Raw genomic sequence first — 21,011 nt, 5'->3', positions numbered from 1 at the left:
TCAACAATTGTTAATTGTTACAGTATTTTTGAAATATTTTTTTAATCAAAAAAAAACTAATCACTATTTACTAATCGCAAACTACTATTTATTACCTTTGCACGTTCAAAAAAATAAGGTAAAATGACATTACATCACACATTAACAACACACATCCAAAAAGCGGTTCTTGAATTGTTCAATATTTCTATTGAAAAAGTTGAATTTCAAGCTACTAGGAAAGAGTTCGAAGGTGATATTACTATGGTAGTTTTTCCTTTGGTAAAAGCATTAAAAGGCAACCCAGTTGAAATCGGAAATCAGATCGGAAATTACTTAGTAGCAAACTTAAATGAAGTTTCTAAGTTCAATGTAGTAGGCGGATTTTTAAATATCGTGATTTCGGATGCTTTTTATGTGGAATTTTTCAATACTATAAAAAATAACGAAACCTTTGGTTTTGTAGCTCCAAAAGAAGGAGAAAAAGCGGTAATGGTAGAATACTCTTCACCAAATACCAACAAACCTTTGCATTTAGGTCACATCAGAAATAATTTATTGGGTTATTCGGTTGCTGAAATTTTAAAAGCTTCAGGAAAAAAAGTATACAAAACCCAAATCATCAACGATAGAGGAATTCATATCTGTAAATCAATGTTGGCTTGGCAGAAATTCGGAAACGGACAAACGCCTGCTTCGACTGGATTAAAAGGTGATAAATTGGTTGGGAATTTCTATGTAGAATTCGACAAGCAATACAAAAAAGAAATTTCAGAATTAATCGCTCAAGGTAAAACCGAAGACGAAGCAAAAAAACTAGCGCCATCTATTTTAGAAGCACAACAAATGCTTTTAGATTGGGAAAATGGAAAACCAGAAGTTATCGAACTTTGGAAAACCATGAACCAATGGGTGTATGATGGTTTTGCTCAAACGTATAAAAATCTTGGCGTTGATTTTGATAGCTATTATTATGAATCCAATACCTATTTGCTTGGAAAAGAAGTAGTGCAATTTGGTTTAGAAAAAGGCATTTTCGAGAAAGATCCAGATGGTTCAGTTTGGATTGATTTAACAGCGGATGGTTTAGATAGAAAAATCGTGCTTCGTTCTGACGGAACTGCTGTTTACATGACGCAAGATATTGGAACAGCTATCCAACGTGTGAAAGACTTTCCAGATGTTGGTGGAATGGTGTACACCGTAGGAAACGAGCAAGATTACCATTTCAAAGTATTGTTCTTAATCTTGAAAAAGCTAGGATTTGATTGGGCGGATAGCTTGTATCATTTATCTTACGGAATGGTAGAATTACCTTCTGGAAAAATGAAATCGCGTGAAGGAACCGTTGTAGATGCAGATGATTTAATGGCAGAAATGACGACTACTGCACAAACTATTTCGGAAGAATTAGGAAAATTAGATGGCTATTCTGAAGAGGAAAAAGCGGTTTTATTCAAAACAATCGGTTTAGGTGCGTTGAAATATTATATGTTGAAAGTTGATCCGAAAAAACAAATGATGTTCAATCCAGAAGAATCAGTCGATTTTGCTGGAAATACTGGACCATTCATCCAATATACATACGCTCGTATTCAGTCGATTTTAAGAAAAGCTGATTTTGATACTTCAATTTCAATTTCAGGATTAGAATTGCATGAAAAGGAGAAAGAATTAATCAAACAAGTGCAGTTATTCCCTGAAGTAATTCAAAATGCTGCAGAAAATCACAGTCCGGCGTTGATTGCGAATTATACGTATGATTTGGTGAAAGAATTTAACTCATTCTATCAACAAGTTTCGATTTTAGGAGAAGAAAATCACGATAAAAAAGTGTTTCGAGTACAATTGTCTAAATCGGTTGGAAACACCATCAAAAATGCATTTCAGTTATTAGGGATTGAAGTTCCTGAGCGTATGTAAAAATATTTCAACATTCACAATTCCAAGTTGTATATTCCTTGTTTAAATATCGAACAACGAACTTGGAACAACGAATTTTGAAATAGTAAATCAGTTATAAGAGATAAAATTAAGTGAACACATCAAAATATTTTTTTCAAACCTTAGTCGTGGTAATCGTTTCTGGATTGTCTTTTTTGGCATTCAAAACGTTTTTGCCTAAGAAATTATTTGCCGAAAGTAAATTAGATTCCAAAAATGTAGTAGTCGATAGTTTGCTTTTGGAAGCTATTGCCGAAGACGAAGGTGCAATCGTCGAAGATTCAATGGCTAAAACCATTATCGATTATAAAGTTGTGAATGGAATAAAATTTCCACCAGAAACATTCGAAGAATATACTGGAAATCAATACTTAGCGACATTTTTCGAAAAACTTTTCCAATTGGAAACTAAAAAAGAAGGTAATGTTCGTATTGCCTATTTTGGTGATTCGATGACAGATGGTGACTTAATTGTAAAAGATTTTAGAACCTATTTGCAAGAAAAATTCGGAGGTCAAGGTGTTGGATTTGTTAATATTACATCAGAATCAGCTGCTTCAAGAAGTTCGATTACACATGAATTTTCAGGAAATTGGAAAACGCAATCGTATTTAAAAGTAAAGCGTCCATCTAATCCATTCGGTGTAAACGGTCATGTTTTTTACGCGAATGATACAGCAAATGTAGCTTGGGTTAAATATAAAGCGAATAAAACAAGATTTGCATCAGAATTACCACGCCCAACCTTATTCTACGGAAGTTCATCGAATAAAGATGGGAAAATAAAATATGTAATTGGTTCCGATACCATTTCTAAAAAATTAACACCAAATGCTTTAGTAAATACTGTTGTACTTTCTGAAAGCAATTTAAAAAGCATCAAAGTAAATTTCAAAAAAGCGGATTCAATTCCAATTTACGGATTCAATTTTGATGATGGAAAAGGCGTTCATGTGGATAATTTTTCGAATAGAGGAAATTCTGGTTTGCCAATTGGAAGTTTTGATGTGGCAACCATGCGTGCATTTCATTCGAAATTAGATTACGATTTAATTGTGTTGCAATACGGAGCTAACGTATTGAATTATGGTTCGTTGAATTATGGTTGGTACGAAAAACGAATGGCAAAAGTAGTAGCGCATTTGAAAGAATGTTTTCCAGGAGTGTCTATTTTGATTGTTTCAACTGCTGATAAATCTACCAAATATGATTTAGAAATGAAAACTGATTCTGCTGTTGTTCCCTTGAATACAGCACAAAAACGATATGCTATCAAGTCGGAATCGAGTTTTGTCAATATGTACACTTTAATGGGTGGCGATGGTTCTATGATTCAATGGGTAGAACAAGAGCCAGCCAGAGCTAATAAAGATTACACACACTTTAATCACAGAGGAGCCAAAGAAGCTGCAAATTTAATTTTTACGCAATTAAATCAAGGCTATGAAATGTATAAAGATTTGAGAAAGAAGCGTAAAAAACCAGCTGCTCCAGTGAAAAAAGATAGTGTCATCATTAATAAAGATTCCGTTTATGAAGAATAGATTTTTGATGCTTTTGTTGGGATTTTCTTTTTTTGGATTTTCTCAAGACACTTTATTAGTGCCAATGGACTCGGTTTATGTAGATATTCCCGTTGTTGATTCTATTGAAGTTACTTTCACAGGAAACGACATTCACAATCCGAATGCACTTTTGACGTTTTATGAAAAAATGTACCAATTAGAGCAAAGTAAATCGGGTAAGATTAATATTGTTCATATAGGGGATTCGCATATTCAAGCAGATTTGTTTACGGCTAAAATTCGTACTCAGTTTCAAAAAGTATATGGAAATGGTGGCTTCGGATTTACTTTCCCGTATAGCGTAGCCAAAACTAATAACAGCGCTCCGATTCGTTATTCTGCTTCAGGAAATTTTCAAAGTTTTCGAAATTTATATGCTGATGCCAATCGACCAGTTGGGTTGAGCGGTTTTTCTATGGAAACGACTTCAAAAGATTTTGCGATTCAATTGAATGTGAAAGATGCGCAATTTTATTTTACAAGATTGAAAGTGATTACACCTCAAAATGTTAATTTATTTGATGTTTCGGTTTCTAATAAAAGTATAGTAATTGAAAGAAAAGTTCCGAAAAAAATCACCCATAAAGTAAAACCTGGTGAAGTTTTAGGTGGAATTGCCGATAAATACAATGTTTCTTTAAAAGCTTTGAAAAAAGCAAATGGTTTAAAAAGTGATATGATTCGCGATGGAAAAGTTTTGACGATTCCAACTAAAGGAACACAATCGAAAACCAGTACAAAAACGGAATATATTCCAATTGAATTACAACCTTCAGCATTTTCAAACGATTATATTTCAGAAACACCATTAGACAAAATTGCGATTGTTCCCAATCAAGAGATTGATGATTTTGCTTTGAACGGATTGGTTTTGGAAAATGATAATACGGGTGTCATCTATCACAGTATTGGAGTGAATGGTGCGAAAGCTTCTGATTACAATAAATTCAGATTATTCAATGAGCAATTGCCAGCTTTAAATCCTGATTTAGTAATTATTTCTTTAGGAACAAATGAGAGTTTCGATAAGCAATCAGGCGACCAATATTTTGCTCATTTGAGTCAAATGATTCAAGGAATTAAAGATAAAAACCCACAAGCTTGTGTTTTGGTAATGACTTCACCGCCTTCGGTTTTGCATAGAAAATATAAAAATACCTTTATTGAAAAATATGCCGAATTCATTGAAGAAAATGCGCATGTAAAAAATTATGCCGTTTGGGATTTACTTCAAGTTTTTGGTGGAAACAAATACATTCAACGCAATGCAGCTAAAGGTTACATGGCAAGAGATAAGGTGCATTATTCAAAAGCAGGATATGAAAAACAAGGTGATTTGTTTTTTGAGGCCTTTTTACAATCATACGAATTATTTAAATCGACAAAGCAGTAGTGAAAGCACTTTTTAGCATACAAAATTGGTTTCTTGAAAATGTAGGGAATATCGATTTAGAGACCATTAAAAACTGGTTTTTATTCAATCCAAAACAACCGCTTTTGTTTAATAGCGCTATTTTTTTAGGATTCTTTTTAGTTTTCTATATTATTTACATTTTATCTAGAAAAACTCATTATTTCCGCATTACTTATGTGGTATTGTTTTCTTTGTTTTTCTATTATAAATCAAGTGGAATCTATTTTGGATTGTTGATTTTTTCATCGGTAGTCGATTATGTTTTATCGCGATTAATTTACGAAGAAGCCAAGCAAGGCTATCGTAAATTTTATATGATATTGAGTTTATTAATTAACCTTGGGATGTTGGCTTATTTTAAATATACCAATTTCTTCATTGACAATTACAATTCTCTTTTCGACGGAACTATGAAGTTTGAAGACATTATTCTTCCAGTCGGAATTTCATTTTATACATTTCAAACCTTAAGTTATACGATTGACGTTTACCGACGCGAATTAGAGCCTACGAAAAGCTTCATGGATTTCTTGTTCTTCGTTTCGTTTTTCCCGCAATTAGTAGCAGGGCCAATTGTAAGAGCAAGTGATTTCATTCCGCAAATTTATGAGAAATTAAAGTTAACGAAAGAAGATTTCAATCGTGCTTTATTCTTGATTATTGGTGGATTAATCAAAAAAGCAGTTATTTCAGATTACATTTCAAGCAACTTCGTTGATCGCGTATTTGATGCACCGAATAGTTACACTGCATTCGAAAATTTAATGGCTTCTTATGGTTATGCAATTCAAATTTATTGTGACTTTTCTGGATATTCTGATATTGCAATTGGATTGGCTTTATTAATGGGATTCTGGTTACCTGATAACTTTAGAACGCCTTATCAATCAGGTTCTATTACCGAATTTTGGAGAAGATGGCATATTTCACTTTCGAGTTGGTTAAGAGATTATTTGTACATTACTTTAGGTGGAAACAGAAAAGGAAAAATCAGAACTTATTTCAATTTATTCATGACGATGCTATTAGGTGGATTATGGCACGGCGCATCATGGAAATTTGTAGTTTGGGGCGTTTTACACGGATTGGCTTTAGTAGTAGAGAAATTCTTTGGTCAGTTTATTAAGTTGCCAAAAAATATATTCGTTAGAACTATCCAAGTTGTTTTAACGTTCCATTTTGTAGTGTTTTGTTGGTTGTTTTTTAGAGCGAAAGACTTTGCAACGGCATTTCAAATTGCAGATAATATTACCAAATTAACTTTCGATTTAAATCAATGGCAAACCATCATTTTAGGTTATAAAAATGTATTTTTATTAATCGCTATTGGCGTGGTTTGGCATTTTGTTCCAGTAAAAACTTTAGCTGGTATGCAAAAAACATTTTCAACTCTACCTTTAGTGGCAAAAGCTGTTTTATTAGGCTTGATTTATTGGGTGGTTTATGCTACGGCTTCTGCAGGTGCACAACCTTTTATTTATTTTCAGTTTTAAGTAACTTTTGTTACCAATTTGCTTTCGTACGAATTGTAACTTTGTTTTTTTAAAACGAGATGAATAAAAGAGAAATTATAATTACGTTTATTGGAGTTGTAGTCGGATTAATTTCAGGTTATGCTTATTACTATTATGTTGGATGTGTTTCAGGAACGTGTTCTATTACTTCAAAACCATTAAATAGTACTTTGTATGGAGGCGTATTAGGAGGATTACTATTTAACATGATTAGTGATTTCTTCAAAAAGAAACAATCCTAATTTCTTGTGTAACAAATGTTACCAAATGTTTTTAAAGTTTGTATATATTTGTTGAATGAAATTTTTAGTTCACATACTTTGTTTTTACTTATTGCTTCTGGTGACGTTGCCATCAGTTAGAGCAGTGAAAATGCTTGCGAGTGAAAATTGTGAACAAACTTGTAATAAATCATGCTCAGAATCTTCGGGTTGTGAGAAAGGAAAAATCATCATGAGTTTGAATTTTAGTCCGGTTCAATTTGTAGCCGAATTAGATTTTAAACCCGAAATAACTTTTCCAGAATTCAAAATAGAAAAAGAACAATCGAACTACGAGAAGATCTTTATTTCTAAATACCAACATTCCATTTGGCATCCGCCGAAGTTTTCCATTTCTTAACTTAAAAAAGTTGATTTTTATGTTTGTGTTTTTACACAAGCTTAACTTATAATGGAATAAAATGAAAAATATATTAATCGTGTTTTTGTTGGCTTTTTTTCAGTCAACAATAGCACAAAGCACCTTCGAATATGATGTGGTGTTAACTCCGGTTTCCGTTTCAGGTTTGCCCGGATTGCATTCTTATGCTTTTGCGCAACATAATGGAAAATGGTTAATCATTGGTGGAAGAAAAGACGGTTTACACGCACGTCAGCCTTTTAATGCTTTTCCAGGAGCTCAAAATAATACGGATATGTATGTAGTTGATATTGCAACGCAGCAATCTTGGTCGGCTTCCGTGAATTCGCTTCCAACAGGAATTAAAGAACAATTGCAATCGACCAACATGAACTTTTATCAGGATGGTGATGCTTTGTTTATTATTGGAGGATATGCTTATTCAACAACAGCTGCCGATCATAAAACGTTCAATAATTTGACTTCAGTTGACGTTCCTAATTTGATAAATGCTATCATTGCAGGTACTCCAATAACATCCTATTTCAAACAAATATCAAATGATGTTTTTGCGATTACGGGCGGACAATTGGCAAAAATTGGTACTACGTTTTATTTGGTAGGCGGTCATCGTTTTGATGGAAGATACAATCCAATGAACAATCCAACTTTTACCCAAACGTATTCGAATGCTATCCGAAAATTTACAATTGATAATTCAGGAGCGAGTTTGAGTTATGCCAATTATGAAGAAGTTGTAGATGCCGTTCATTTACACCGTCGCGATTATAATTTATTGCCTCAGATTTTTCCTAATGGAGAATTTGGATACACGATTTCTTCAGGCGTATTTCAAATTGCAGTGGATTTGCCTTTTTTATATCCAGTTGATATAAAAGCAGGAGGCTATTTTCCTCAAACGCAATTCAATCAATATTTGAGTAATTATCACAGTGGAAAGGCTTGTTTGTACGATGCTACTAATAACAGAATGCACAATTTGTTTTTTGGGGGTATGAGTCAGTATTTCTATCAAGCTGGAAATCTAATTCAAGATAATACGGTTCCTTTTGTGAAAACGATTAGTAGAACAACTCGTTTTTCAGATGGAAGTTTACTCGAATATCAATTACCTGTTGAAATGCCAAATTTAAAAGGCGCTGGAGCTGAGTTTATTCCGAATGAGAATTTACCGCATTATTCAAATGAAGTAATTCAATTATCGAATATTACTGCGGATGAATTCGTAATTGGACATTTATTTGGAGGAATTCAAAGTTCTTCTCCTTCAGCATTTACAGATAATCAAACCGGATTAACTTCTGCTGACCCAACGGTTTATGAAGTAAAATTAGTAAAAAATCCGTTATTGAGCACGCCTCAAATAGATGGTAAAAATCCTTTTTCATTTACGGTTTCACCTAATCCTACATCAAATGATACGGTTAGAATTCAATTTGATATGGCCTATTCTGCTAAAGTCAATTATATAATATCGACATTAGATGGTAAAATAGCAGAAGAAGGAGAAATCGAAGATGTAAGTGCAGGAATAAATAGTATGAATTTTAGTTTAGCATCAGCCAAATCAGAATTTGTGATTATAACTTTTATTTTTGATGACAAATTTTATGTGTCTCAAAAAGTAATAAAAAAGTAATAACTGTTAAATTAATAAAAAATTAAGAGTACTATTTCTAAAATTATATATATTTGTCATAGTACAATACAAACAAAAAAAATAAATAACAATTTAAAAATACAAAAAATGAAAAAATTAGTTTCAATTATGGCAGTAGCTGCTTTTATGTTTTCAATGAATGTTAATGCTCAAGAGCCAAAACAAAAAGCAAAAAAAGAAACAGCTAAAACTGAAAAATCTTGTTCAACTGCTGACAAAAAATCTTGTGGTTCAGAAGCTAAATCAGGTGGATGTTGTTCATCTAAAAAAGCTGCTGAGAAAAAAGCTGAATAGTTTTATACTCAATATTTATAAAGACGCCTCGATTATTTCGGGGCGTTTTTTTATGTAACAAATGTTGCTGACTAGGTTTTTGAAAAGGCATAATTTTGAGAAACAATTCATTGATAAATTGATGATTGTTTTAGTTTTATTGGTTAGTAAGAGCGTCTTCAATAGGCGCTCTTTCTTTTTGTAACAATTGTCACAAGACTATGTAACTCTTGTTACCGACTACCTTTTTTTACGAATGTACATTTGTGACATAAAATAAGAATAAAACTATACTATGAAAAAAGTCAATTTATTAATCGTATTAGGAATGTTAACTGGTGCTGGTTTTGCACAAGATACGCTGACGATTTCAAAAAATGATTTGTTGCAAAAAGTCACAGAGAATAATTTACAAATCAAAGTGGCTGAAAAATCATTTCAATCGGCTAAAGCAGATTATCGTCAATCAAATGCACTTTTTTTGCCTAATATCAATGTTTCGCATACTGGAATTTCTACAACGAATCCGTTAATGGCTTTTGGTTCGAAATTAAATCAGGAAGTTTTAACCGCTTCCGATTTTAATCCTGCGTTGTTGAATGATCCTGAAAAAACGCAAAACTTCGCAACTAAAATCGAAGTACAGCAACCTCTTTTTAATTTAGATGGTTTGTATGGAAGACAAGCCGCTAAAGCAAAAATGGACGCTTTTCAATTACAAACGGAACGAACTAAAGAATATTTAGAATTGGAAGTTTCAAAAGCATACATGCAATTGCAATTGGCTTATAAAGCAGTCAACGTTTTGGAAAAAGCCAATACAACCGCACAAGGCAATTTAAAAATGGTAGAAAACTATTTTAAAAACGGAATGTTGCAAAAAACAGATTTGTTAAACGTGCAAGTTCGTGTGAATGAAATTACAAATCAGTTACAATATGCCAAATCAAATGTGCAAAACGCATCCGATTATTTAGCGTTTTTATTGAACGAAGATATGACTGGAAAAACTTACAGACCAGCAGAAGCTTTAGACAATTCAATTGCAATCGAAAATATAAATACAACAATTTCTGATTCCAGAAAAGATATTCAAGCAATGCAAAAATCGTCTGAAGCGTACAAAAAAATGTTTCAATCATCCAAATTTGGATTCTTACCAAGATTAAATGCTTTTGGAAGTTATGAATTATACGATCAAAATATTTTCGGAACTTCAGCTAAAGGGTATTTAGTGGGTGCGCAATTATCATGGAATATTTTTGACGGATTTAAAACCATTGGAAAAACTCAAAAAGCAAAAGCTGATTTTGAAAAAGCCGAAATTGAAACCGAACAATACAAAAAGCAAAGCCAGTTAGAATTGAGTAAAACCAATCGCCAATTGGTAGATGCCGAAAACAAAGTGAATTTATCCAAATTAGCTTTTGAACAATCGCAAGAAGCTTTTAGAATTCGTCAAAATAGATTCACACAAGGATTAGAAAAAACAACCGATTTATTAATGGCTGAAACGCAAATGGCACAAAAAGAATTAGAGCATTTACAAGCCATTTTCGAATATAACTTTACCAAACAATACTTACAATTTTTAACAAAATAACAACATGAAAAAGATACTAGCAATACTAACCATTTCATCACTAATCTTAACATCTTGTGGAAGTGATAAAAAAGAAAACGTAGCTGATTTAACTGCAATTCCAGTAAAAGTGGCTGGAAATTCTGGAAATTCTAATAATCCATACATAACGGCAAGTGGAAAAATCGAATCAGAGAATAGTGCGAATTTAAGCACAAGAATGATGGGATATGTAACCAAAGTGAATGTGAAAGTGGGGCAAAATGTTTCGGCTGGACAACTTTTAGTAAGCATCAATAATACCGATTTACAAGCGAAAAAAGCACAAGTTGATGCTTCAATTACACAAGCAACTGCAGGGTATAACAATGCTAAGAAAGATTATGATCGTTTTGTGAATTTGTTTGCACAACAATCGGCTTCGCAAAAAGAATTGGACGATATGACAGCACGCTACGAAATGGCAAAAGCAGGTTTAGAAGCAGCTAAACAAATGCGTAATGAAGTGATGGCGCAGTTTTCGTATACAAATATTACAGCTCCATTTTCAGGAACGGTAACCAATACTTTCGTAAAAGAAGGCGATATGGCCAATCCAGGAATGCCTTTAGTAAGTATTGAAGGCGCTTCAAGATTACAAGTAACTGCAATGGTTTCGGAAAGTGATATTTCCAATGTAAAAAACGGAATGCCAGTTAAAATCAACGTGAAATCATTAAATAAAGAAGTCGCTGGAAAAGTTTCTGAAGTGAGTTTGTCTGCAAAAAATACGGGTGGACAATATTTGGTGAAAGTAACTTTGGACAAAATGGATAAAGAAATTTTATCTGGAATGTTCGTAAACGTGCAATTTCCAACGGCTAAAAAAGTAGCAACAGCTGTAAAATCATCAGTAGTTATGGTTCCAGAAACCGCTTTAGTAAAACAAGGTCAATTGACAGGAATTTATACTGTAGGAAGCGGCAATGTCGCAATTTTAAGATGGTTACGAATCGGAAAAACATTCGGAAATCAAGTAGAAGTGTTATCAGGATTATCAGCAGATGAACAATATATCGTTTCAGCTGAAGGAAAATTATTTAACGGAGCTAAAGTTCAAATTAATTAATGAGTCAATTTGAAAATTTGAAGATGATTTTATCAATTTTCAAATTATCTAATTTTCAAATCATCAAATTATAAAATCATGCAAGAAGGTATATCAGGTAAAATAGCCAATTTTTTCATCAACTCAAAACTAACCATTTTATTGATGGTAGCGTTGATGATTATTGGTACATACAGTTCGTTCTTAATTCCAAGAGAAGAAGAACCACAAATTAATGTTCCTATGGCCGATGTTATGGTCATGTATCCTGGGGCTAGTCCGTCAGAGATGGAAAGTAGAGTGGTAAAACCATTAGAGAAAATTATTAGTAACATTAAGGGAGTGGAGCACATTCACAGTATGGCGATGAATGGTTATTCGATGATGGTGGTACAATTTTATGTGGGTGAAAACAGCGAAGATTCGTATGTGAAATTATACGACGAATTGATGAAAAACCGCACGATGTTTCCAGAAGGAGTAATGCAACCCATCGTAAAAACACGTTCGATTGATGATGTTCCGATGTTGGGATTAACGCTATGGAGTGAAAAATATGATGATTTCCAATTGCGTCAAATTGCCGAGGAAGTTACTTCGGAAGTTGAAAAAGTAAAAGATGTTGCGATTACGAAAGAAATTGGTGGTAGAACACGCGAGCTAAAAGTAGTTTTAGACAAAGACAAAATGGCTGAAAATGGTGTTGATGCGTTAGGCATTATGCAAATGATTCAAGCCAATAACGGAAGTTCGCAATCAGGAAGTTTTGTACAAAACGATACGGAGTATTTAGTTACAACAGGTAAATTTTTAGCCACTTCGGAAGATGTTGAAAACTTGGTGGTTGGCGTAAATAACAACATGCCTGTTTATCTAAAACAAGTCGCATCCATTCAAGATGGACCACAAACACCGAAGAATTATGTTTCTTTTGGATACGGAAAAGCGAATGAAAAATTCTCAAAATTTAATTCAGAATATCCAGCCGTAACCATTTCGATTGCAAAAGTTAAAGGTGCTGATGCAATGAAAATTTCAGAAAAAATTCTGGAACGAGTAGAAGCTTTAAAGAAAAATGTAATTCCAACTGATGTACACGTTGAAGTTTCTAGAAACTATGGAGAAACAGCATCGCACAAAGTAGGTGAGTTGTTGTTACATTTAGGCGTTGCTATTATTGCAGTAACCGTTTTAGTAATGTTAGCGATGGGTTGGAGAGGTGGATTAGTAGTGTTTTTCTCCGTTCCGTTAACCTTTGCTTTGACATTATTTAGTTATTATTTATTAGGGTATACGTTAAATCGAATCACGCTTTTTGCCTTGGTTTTTGTGGTGGGAATTGTTGTAGATGATAGTATTATTATTGCCGAAAATATGCACCGTCATTTCAAAATGAAGCGACTGCCGTTCAAACAAGCGGCTATTTATGCGATTAACGAAGTAGGAAACCCAACCATTTTAGCGACTTTTACTGTAATTGCAGCTATTTTACCTATGGCTTTCGTGTCAGGAATGATGGGGCCTTACATGAGTCCGATGCCAATTGGCGCTTCGATTGCCATGATATTATCGTTGTTTGTTGCTTTGACTGTAACACCTTATTTGGGATACCATTTATTACATGAAAAAGATAAGCAAGAACACAAAGAAGAACAAGGTTTAGAAACGTCTTGGATATATCGAATTTATAAAAAAGTAGAAGAACCACTTTTAGACAATTCTAAAAAACGTAATCTAATGTTTTTGATTACAGGTGTTTTGTTAATCGGTTCGGTTTTGATGTTCTTTACGAAATCGGTAGCCGTAAAAATGTTGCCTTTTGATAACAAAAACGAGTTCCAAGTGGTAATCGATATGCCAGAAGGAACTACGTTAGAAAGAACGGCAGTCGTTACCAAAGAAATTGCGCAATACCTTTCAACTGTTCCAGAAGTGGTGGATTATCAAAATTATATTGGTGCTTCGGCTCCGATAACCTTTAATGGTTTGGTACGTCATTACGATATGCGTGGAGGAAGCAATATGGCAGATATTCAAGTAAATTTACTACACAAAGAAGATCGCGATTTACAAAGTCACGATATCGCAAAAGTAGTGCGTCCACAAGTGCAAAAAATTGCTAAAAAATATGGGGCGAATGTAAAAATTGTTGAAGTTCCACCTGGACCACCAGTTTTATCAACTTTAGTAGCTGAGGTTTACGGACCTAATTACGAAGAGCAAATCAAAGTTGCGAATCAAGTGAAAACCATTTTAGAAATTACTTCTGATGTAGTAGATACGGATTGGATGGTAGAAGCTCCTCAAGTGGAATATAAATTAGAGGTAGATAGAGAAAAAGCGATGTTAAATGGAATTGCTCCGCAACAAGTAGTAGGTAATTTAACTTATTTGTTAAGAGAAATGCCAGTTTCCAACTTGTATGATGAACGTTCAAATAATCCTGTAGGAATCACACTATCCTTAGCAGACAAAGACAAAACTTCGATGCAAGATATTCAAAACTTGAAAATAAAAGGCAGTCGAGGTAATGTGGTTCCTGTGAGCGATTTGGTAAAAGTTACAACAGATACATTACAAAATACGATTTACAGAAAAGACCAAAAACGCGTGGTATATGTTTTAGCTGATATGGCGGGAGCATTAGAAAGTCCGGTGTATGCGATTTTAGGAATGAATGAGAAGTTAGAAAAAATGCAATTGCCAAAAGGATATAAAGTAAACGAATTGTACATGGATGCTCCAACAGATGAAAGTGATTTCACTATAAAATGGGATGGAGAATGGCAAATTACCTTAGAAGTGTTCCGTGATTTAGGAGCGGCTTTCTTAGTAGTAATTATTATAATCTATATGTTAATTGTAGGTTGGTTCCAAAACTTTAAAACACCTTTAGTGATGATGGTTGCCATTCCACTTTCATTAGTCGGAATTGTATTAGGTCACTGGGTTTTAGGAGCTTTCTTTACAGCAACTTCATTCATTGGAATGATTGCTTTAGCGGGAGTTATGGTTCGGAATTCGGTCTTGCTGATTGACTTTATCGAAATCCGTTTGAACGATGGTATTTCAATGAAACAAGCTATTATCGAAGCTGGAGCCGTAAGAACTACACCAATTTTATTAACCACAGGAGCGGTAGTAATCGGAGCATCCATCATTTTATTTGATCCAATTTTTCAAGGATTAGCTATTTCGTTAGTGGCAGGAGCCATTGTTTCAACATTACTAACATTGATTGTTGTGCCATTAATTTACTACATCACCGAACGTAAAAAATGGGAGAATAATAATTAAATAATTAGCCAACTTGGTTTAAAATAAATAACGGTATGAAAAACAGAATTATTAGAGCAGTAGCAGGAAGTTTTATCTTGATAAGCTTGCTTTTGGCTCATTATGTAAGTCCAAATTGGTATTGGTTTACAGCATTCGTAGGTGCCAATTTATTACAATCATCCATTACCAAATGGTGTTTGATGGAAGATATTTTGACAAAAATGGGTGTTAAAGATTAATGAAATACTATTTTTTATAATTTAGCGTTACTAAACTAAACGAAAATTATGAAAAAACTTAAATTAATCTCGATTTTATCATTGCTATTTGTGCTAAATGTGGCATCAATGTGTAGTGATGATGATGATACTTCTACTCAAGTATCAAATCCAACAGAAATTACTTCTACTGTAACAGAGGGTTCATGGGTAGTGACTTTGTTTAAAGAAGATGATGTGGTGCAAACAAGTAATTATTCAGGGTATAGTTTTACTTTTGATGCAGATGGATCTTTATCAGCAACTAATGGTGTAACAACTCAATCGGGTGATTGGAGTACATATACTGATAGTGGTTATACTAAATTAGATATCATGTTTACTGCTATTGATGGCCCATTTGAAGAAATTAGTGAAGATTGGAATGTGATTTCAAAAACCGCTACTAAAATAGAATTAAAACACGTAAGTGGTGGTGATGGGAGTATTGATTATCTAACATTAGAAAAAGACTAATGTTGAAAATTAAATAAAAAAACCAGCTATAAAAGCTGGTTTTTTTATTTAAAAACGTTTTTCATAATTAATTTATGTTAGTTTTGTCTTTATTCGAAAAAAATGAAAAGTTATGAAATTTTTTCAAAAAATCAGCTATTTACAATATCCTTTTATTTTTGTTGCATTGTTTTTTGCTATCAAACCATACACTTATATTTTTAATGAGGGATTTGATTTTGCAGATAAAATTATTAGAGATATTAATGTTGTTTTAGTTTTTCTTGGTATTGGTATTAGTTTTTCAACTCTTCAAGATACAACAAAAACTCAAAATAATTTTTCACTTCGCATATGGCAAAACCCCAAAAAAGGAAAGATTGCAATCGGATACATTGCATTTTTAACCTTTTCTCTTTTAATTGTTGGTCTAAGTATGTTTGTCTTTTCAGAAAAACAGCAACTGAAAGATTTGTCAATTGGAATTATATCACTATCAATAGGTTTGATAGGTTTCTTAAAAGCGGCAATAGAAATTTTTAATAATCATCGTTTGGATAAAAACAATCCAATCAATTAATAATTAAAGTTTTAGTTTTATAGTATTACTGCTTTTTTGAAAAATTAAATTACCTTTTAATAATACTAACGGCTGTTCCAGTAACACTTACAGCTACATAATTACTTGTGGTAAGTTCAACATCAACTTGTATCCCTACAACAGCATTTGCATTTAATTTTTCTGCGTTAACTTTTAATTGCTCAAACGCTTGTTCTTTAACTTCTGAAACACTTTCGCCTATTCCAGCATAATATTTTTGCATGTTAAAGGTCATTTTCATTTTTTGAATATTTACAGCGGTTCCCGAAACAATACCCTTGTACTCAGCAATTGTAAAACCATCAATAGAATTGGTTGTTGTTAAAATCATAATTTTAATTTTTATTAAAATAAGTCTAAACAGTAGCTATTTTGTTACAATTATGAACTTGTCGTATATTCAATTTCAACACGTAAACTATTTTATACAATCTCTAAATACTACTTTGCGACTTTACAACTTTATCTTATCTTTGCACTTCATTAAACAAAATCAGAATCATGTTTGATAATTTAAGCGATAAGTTAGATAAAGCGTTTCATATATTAAAAGGACACGGTAAAATTACCGATGTTAACGTTGCAGATACTCTTAAAGAAGTTCGTAGAGCTTTATTAGATGCCGACGTAAACTTTAAAATTGCAAAAGATTTTACCACAAGAGTAAAAGAAAAAGCAATTGGTGAAAACGTATTAACTACGTTACAACCTGGACAATTAATGGTTAAAATCGTTAAAGACGAGTTGACTGAATTAATGGGTGGTGATGCTGCTGGAGTAAATCTTTCAGGAAATCCTTCTGTGATTTTAATGTCGGGTTTACAAGGTTCTGGTAAAACTACTTTTTCTGGAAAATTAGCGAACTTTCTAAAAACTAAAAAGAACAAAAAACCTTTATTGGTTGCTTGTGATATCTATCGTCCTGCGGCAATTAATCAGTTGCACGTAGTAGGTGGACAAATTGGTGTTGAAGTTTATTCAGAACCAGAAAATAAAAATCCTGTTGAAATTGCTCAAAACGCTATCAAGCATGCAAAAGCAAATGGTTTCAACGTAGTCATCATCGATACCGCTGGTCGTTTGGCTGTGGATGAAGAAATGATGAACGAAATTGCAAATGTTCACAAAGCGATTCAACCACAAGAAACGTTATTTGTGGTAGATGCGATGACAGGACAAGATGCGGTAAATACAGCAAAAGCCTTCAACGACAGATTGAATTTTGACGGAGTTATCTTAACGAAGTTAGATGGTGATACGCGTGGTGGAGCTGCCATTTCGATTAAATCGGTAGTGAATAAACCAATTAAATTCATCGGTACAGGTGAAAAAATGGAGGCTATCGATGTGTTTTATCCAAATCGTATGGCGGATAGAATCTTGGGAATGGGAGACGTTGTTTCCTTGGTAGAAAGAGCACAAGAGCAATACGACGAAGAAGAAGCAAGAAAATTACAGAAGAAAATCGCTAAAAACGAATTTGGTTTTGACGATTTCTTAGCGCAAATCCAACAAATCAAGAAAATGGGGAACATGAAAGACCTTGTTGGAATGATTCCTGGTGCTGGAAAAGCGTTAAAAGATGTTGAAATTGAAGACGATGCGTTCAAACATATTGAGGCTATCATCCAATCGATGACGCCAGATGAAAGAAGTAAACCGTCTTTAATCGATGTAAAACGTAAAACCAGAATTGCCAAAGGTTCGGGAACAAAAATTGAGCAAGTTAATCAATTGATGAAACAATTCGACCAAATGAGCAAAATGATGAAAATGATGCAAGGTGGTGCGGGTAAAAACCTGATGAAAGCCATGGGCGGAATGAAAGGCATGAGATAAACAAGTTTAAGGTTTAAAGTTTCAAGTTATGAAAGTTTTAAACCTTAATTTTTTTAAATATACTAACTATCAGTTTTAGGTAACACACAACTTTAAACCTGAAACTTTAAACCTGAAACAAAAAACAAATGCAATTATTAGACGGAAAAAAAGTATCGGAAGATATTAAAAATGAAATCGCGGCTGAGGTAGCGCAAATGAAAGCCAAAGGTGAAAAAGTACCTCATTTAGCAGCCATTATCGTTGGGAATGACGGAGCAAGTTTAACCTATGTAGGAAGTAAAGTAAAATCGTGCGAGCGAGTAGGATTTGAATCGACTTTGATTAAAATGCCAAGTACCACTTCGGAAACAGAGCTTTTGAAAAAAATAAAAGAATTGAATGAGAATGATGATATTGATGGTTTCATTGTTCAGTTGCCTTTGCCTAAACAAATCGACACCCAAAAAATCATTGAAGCTATTGATCCAAGTAAAGATGTAGATGGTTTCCATCCAGAAAACTTTGGAAAAATGGCGTTAGATATGTCTACTTTTATTCCAGCTACACCTTTCGGAATTTTAGAATTATTAGAAAGATATAATGTGCCAACAGATGGTAAACACACTGTAGTTATTGGTAGAAGTCATATCGTTGGTCGTCCTATGGGAATTTTAATGGGAAGAAAAGGATTTCCTGGAAATTCAACAGTAACGGTTACGCACAGTCATTCTAAAAATATCAATCAGATTACTTCACAAGCCGATATTATTATTTCAGCACTTGGAGTTCCAAATTTCCTAAAAGCAGAAATGGTAAAAGATGATGTAGTAGTAATCGACGTTGGTATCACTAGAGTAGAAGACGAAACTACTGAAAAAGGATACAGAATTGTTGGTGACGTAGATTACGAAAACGTATCTAAAAAAGCATCTTACATTACGCCAGTGCCAGGTGGAGTAGGACCAATGACAATTGCGATGTTGTTGAAAAATACCTTGTTAGCAAGAGAGCAGAAGAGAAATAAATAGTATAATGAAATAAAAAAAGACCTGAAATTTCAGGTCTTTTTTATTTATTAGTTTTGACTTGTAGTCTTAGCTTGTTTTCTAAAATAAAAGTAAACAAAGATAATTCCTGCTACGGCTAACCAAATTAATTTGGTGTTAATTGGAGCAGAAGGTGGATCTTCATCCGCCGGTGGATCAATTGGATCCGCATAACTTAAGAAGCTTACAAAAGCCATCATAAGTGTAGCATACAGTTTTAGTAGGTTTGATTTCATATTTTTAAATTTGGGGGGCTTTATTTAAATAAAGTGCAATTATACTAATAATTTATCTTTTTTGAAAATCCGAAGTGAAAAATAATTCCACTGTTGGATATTTTTGTTGGGTCATTTGGATAGAGAAATCACTATCCGCTAAAAAGACCAATTGCCCATATTTATCGTGACCTAAAAATTTTTGTTTAACGCGTTTAAATTCAGCAAATTCAGTATTCTTAGGGTCTTGAGGTTTTACCCAGCAAGCTTTAAACGCAGGGAAGTTTTCATACGTGCATTTCGCACCATATTCATGCTCTAAACGATATTGGATTACTTCGTATTGAAGCGCTCCTACGGTTCCAATTACTTTTCTACCGTTCATTTCTAGGGTAAACAACTGCGCAACACCTTCATCCATTAATTGGTCAACACCTTTTTCTAGTTGTTTCGATTTTAATGGGTCAGCATTGTTTATGTAACGGAAATGCTCTGGAGAGAAACTTGGAATCCCTTTGAAATTCATAATTTCACCTTCAGTTAAAGTATCACCAATTTTAAAATTACCTGTATCGTGTAAACCTACGATATCACCAGGATATGAAATATCAACAATCTCTTTTTTCTCAGCAAAAAACGCATTCGGACTCGAGAATTTTAAATTTTTTCCTAAACGAACATGCAAATACGGTTTGTTTTTTTCAAACGTACCTGATACAATTTTAATGAATGCCAAACGGTCTCTGTGTTTTGGATCCATGTTAGCATGAATTTTAAATACAAATCCGCTTAATTTTTCTTCTTCGGGTTTTACTAATCTGGTGTCTGACTCTTTTGCTCTTGGTGTTGGTGCAATTTCAACGAAACAATCTAATAATTCGCGAACTCCAAAATTGTTCAAAGCCGATCCAAAGAAAACAGGTTGTAAATCGCCTTCTAAATATTCTTCACGGCTAAATGGAGGATAAACTTCATCAATTAATTCTAATTCTTCTCTTAATCGATTTGCTGGTTTTTCACCAATAATTTTTTCTAATTCTGTACTATTGATGTCGTCAAAAGCAATCGTTTCTTCAATGTTTTTTCGACTATCACCTTCAAAAAGGTTGATGTTCTTTTCCCAAATATTATAAATTCCCTGAAAATCGTATCCCATTCCAATAGGAAAACTCAATGGCGTAACACGAAGTTTTAGTTTTTTCTCTACTTCATCCATCAAATCAAAGGCATCTTTTCCTTCACGGTCTAATTTGTTAATGAAAACAATCATCGGAATGTTTCGCATTCTACAAACTTCTACTAATTTTTCGGTTTGTTCCTCAACCCCTTTTGCAACGTCAATCACAACGATAACGCTATCTACGGCAGTTAGTGTTCTAAAAGTATCTTCTGCAAAGTCTTTGTGACCCGGCGTATCTAAGATATTGATTTTTTTATCTTTATAATTAAAAGCTAAGACAGAAGTTGCTACCGAAATTCCTCTTTGTCTTTCAATTTCCATGAAATCGGAAGTAGCTCCTTTTTTAATTTTATTACTTTTTACAGCTCCAGCTTCCTGAATAGCGCCTCCAAACAACAATAATTTTTCTGTTAAAGTCGTTTTTCCAGCATCGGGATGCGAGATAATTCCAAAAGTTCGTCTTCTTGCTATTTCTTCTATAAAACTCATTATTCAA

Annotated in this window: 19 protein-coding genes; 16 read left to right on the top strand and 3 right to left on the bottom strand. The window is 33.4% G+C overall.

Annotated features, from left to right (window positions below; genetic code table 11):
- The first annotated feature begins 123 nt into the window (after positions 1 to 123).
- From argS to B0I03_RS07455, 14 genes are all read left to right on the top strand, one after another.
- Positions 124 to 1,902, top strand: a complete 1,779-nt coding sequence (gene argS / locus B0I03_RS07520) for an arginine--tRNA ligase (RefSeq protein WP_111566840.1) — start codon at positions 124 to 126, stop codon at positions 1,900 to 1,902.
- Between the two features lie 113 nt (positions 1,903 to 2,015).
- Positions 2,016 to 3,467, top strand: a complete 1,452-nt coding sequence (locus B0I03_RS07515; RefSeq protein ID WP_111566839.1) for an SGNH/GDSL hydrolase family protein — start codon at positions 2,016 to 2,018, stop codon at positions 3,465 to 3,467.
- A complete protein-coding gene (locus B0I03_RS07510; RefSeq protein ID WP_111566838.1) occupies positions 3,457 to 4,881 on the top strand; it encodes a GDSL-type esterase/lipase family protein in 1,425 nt (474 codons plus the stop codon). Before B0I03_RS07515 ends, B0I03_RS07510 begins: the two co-directional genes overlap by 11 nt.
- Positions 4,881 to 6,395, top strand: a complete 1,515-nt coding sequence (locus B0I03_RS07505; protein ID WP_111566837.1) for an MBOAT family O-acyltransferase — start codon at positions 4,881 to 4,883, stop codon at positions 6,393 to 6,395. Before B0I03_RS07510 ends, B0I03_RS07505 begins: the two co-directional genes overlap by 1 nt.
- 59 nt (positions 6,396 to 6,454) lie before the next feature.
- Positions 6,455 to 6,658, top strand: a complete 204-nt coding sequence (locus B0I03_RS07500; protein WP_111566836.1) for a DUF6132 family protein — start codon at positions 6,455 to 6,457, stop codon at positions 6,656 to 6,658.
- Positions 6,659 to 6,713: 55 nt separating this feature from the next.
- Positions 6,714 to 7,037: a hypothetical protein gene (locus tag B0I03_RS07495; RefSeq protein ID WP_146603272.1), complete on the top strand. Its 324-nt coding sequence runs from the start codon at positions 6,714 to 6,716 to the stop codon at positions 7,035 to 7,037.
- A 61-nt stretch (positions 7,038 to 7,098) separates the two neighbouring features.
- Positions 7,099 to 8,697 (top strand): hypothetical protein, encoded by a 1,599-nt coding sequence (locus B0I03_RS07490; RefSeq protein ID WP_111566834.1) that lies wholly within the window; start codon positions 7,099 to 7,101, stop codon positions 8,695 to 8,697.
- Between the two features lie 108 nt (positions 8,698 to 8,805).
- Positions 8,806 to 9,012, top strand: a complete 207-nt coding sequence (locus B0I03_RS07485) for a hypothetical protein (protein ID WP_026724543.1) — start codon at positions 8,806 to 8,808, stop codon at positions 9,010 to 9,012.
- 274 nt (positions 9,013 to 9,286) lie between these two features.
- The gene (locus B0I03_RS07480) at positions 9,287 to 10,594 is read left to right on the top strand and encodes a TolC family protein (protein ID WP_111566833.1); all 1,308 of its coding nucleotides are present in this window, start codon (positions 9,287 to 9,289) and stop codon (positions 10,592 to 10,594) included.
- Positions 10,595 to 10,598: 4 nt separating this feature from the next.
- Positions 10,599 to 11,681, top strand: a complete 1,083-nt coding sequence (locus tag B0I03_RS07475) for an efflux RND transporter periplasmic adaptor subunit (RefSeq protein ID WP_111566832.1) — start codon at positions 10,599 to 10,601, stop codon at positions 11,679 to 11,681.
- Between the two features lie 78 nt (positions 11,682 to 11,759).
- Positions 11,760 to 14,957, top strand: coding sequence for an efflux RND transporter permease subunit (locus B0I03_RS07470; protein ID WP_111566831.1), 3,198 nt, complete (start codon positions 11,760 to 11,762; stop codon positions 14,955 to 14,957).
- A 23-nt stretch (positions 14,958 to 14,980) separates the two neighbouring features.
- The gene (locus tag B0I03_RS07465; RefSeq protein ID WP_394338067.1) at positions 14,981 to 15,178 is read left to right on the top strand and encodes a YgaP family membrane protein; all 198 of its coding nucleotides are present in this window, start codon (positions 14,981 to 14,983) and stop codon (positions 15,176 to 15,178) included.
- A gap of 48 nt (positions 15,179 to 15,226) precedes the next feature.
- On the top strand, positions 15,227 to 15,673 hold the full coding sequence (locus B0I03_RS07460) for a hypothetical protein (RefSeq protein WP_146603271.1): 447 nt from the start codon (positions 15,227 to 15,229) through the stop codon (positions 15,671 to 15,673).
- A 112-nt stretch (positions 15,674 to 15,785) separates the two neighbouring features.
- Positions 15,786 to 16,232 (top strand): hypothetical protein, encoded by a 447-nt coding sequence (locus B0I03_RS07455; RefSeq protein WP_111566828.1) that lies wholly within the window; start codon positions 15,786 to 15,788, stop codon positions 16,230 to 16,232.
- A gap of 49 nt (positions 16,233 to 16,281) precedes the next feature.
- Here B0I03_RS07455 and B0I03_RS07450 read toward each other — a convergent pair whose 3' ends face one another.
- A complete protein-coding gene (locus B0I03_RS07450; protein WP_111566827.1) occupies positions 16,282 to 16,584 on the bottom strand; it encodes a heavy metal-binding domain-containing protein in 303 nt (100 codons plus the stop codon).
- Between the two features lie 170 nt (positions 16,585 to 16,754).
- Here B0I03_RS07450 and ffh point away from each other — a divergent pair, with 170 nt between their 5' ends.
- Both ffh and B0I03_RS07440 read left to right on the top strand, forming a co-directional pair.
- On the top strand, positions 16,755 to 18,092 hold the full coding sequence (ffh, locus tag B0I03_RS07445; protein WP_111566826.1) for a signal recognition particle protein: 1,338 nt from the start codon (positions 16,755 to 16,757) through the stop codon (positions 18,090 to 18,092).
- 128 nt (positions 18,093 to 18,220) lie between these two features.
- A complete protein-coding gene (locus B0I03_RS07440) occupies positions 18,221 to 19,102 on the top strand; it encodes a bifunctional 5,10-methylenetetrahydrofolate dehydrogenase/5,10-methenyltetrahydrofolate cyclohydrolase (RefSeq protein WP_111566825.1) in 882 nt (293 codons plus the stop codon).
- A gap of 47 nt (positions 19,103 to 19,149) precedes the next feature.
- On the opposite strand, the gene B0I03_RS07435 is transcribed toward B0I03_RS07440, so the two are convergent.
- Together B0I03_RS07435 and B0I03_RS07430 are read right to left on the bottom strand one after the other, a co-directional pair.
- A complete protein-coding gene (locus B0I03_RS07435; protein WP_111566824.1) occupies positions 19,150 to 19,356 on the bottom strand; it encodes a hypothetical protein in 207 nt (68 codons plus the stop codon).
- Between the two features lie 52 nt (positions 19,357 to 19,408).
- A complete protein-coding gene (locus B0I03_RS07430; protein ID WP_111566823.1) occupies positions 19,409 to 21,004 on the bottom strand; it encodes a peptide chain release factor 3 in 1,596 nt (531 codons plus the stop codon).
- Positions 21,005 to 21,011 lie beyond the last annotated feature (7 nt).

Origin of the sequence: Flavobacterium aquaticum (genome assembly GCF_003259835.1) — a bacterium.
Classification (GTDB): Bacteria; Bacteroidota; Bacteroidia; order Flavobacteriales; family Flavobacteriaceae; genus Flavobacterium; species Flavobacterium aquaticum.
The sequence above is the reverse complement of the archived record's forward strand: the minus strand, read 5'-3'. Positions and strand labels throughout refer to the sequence as shown.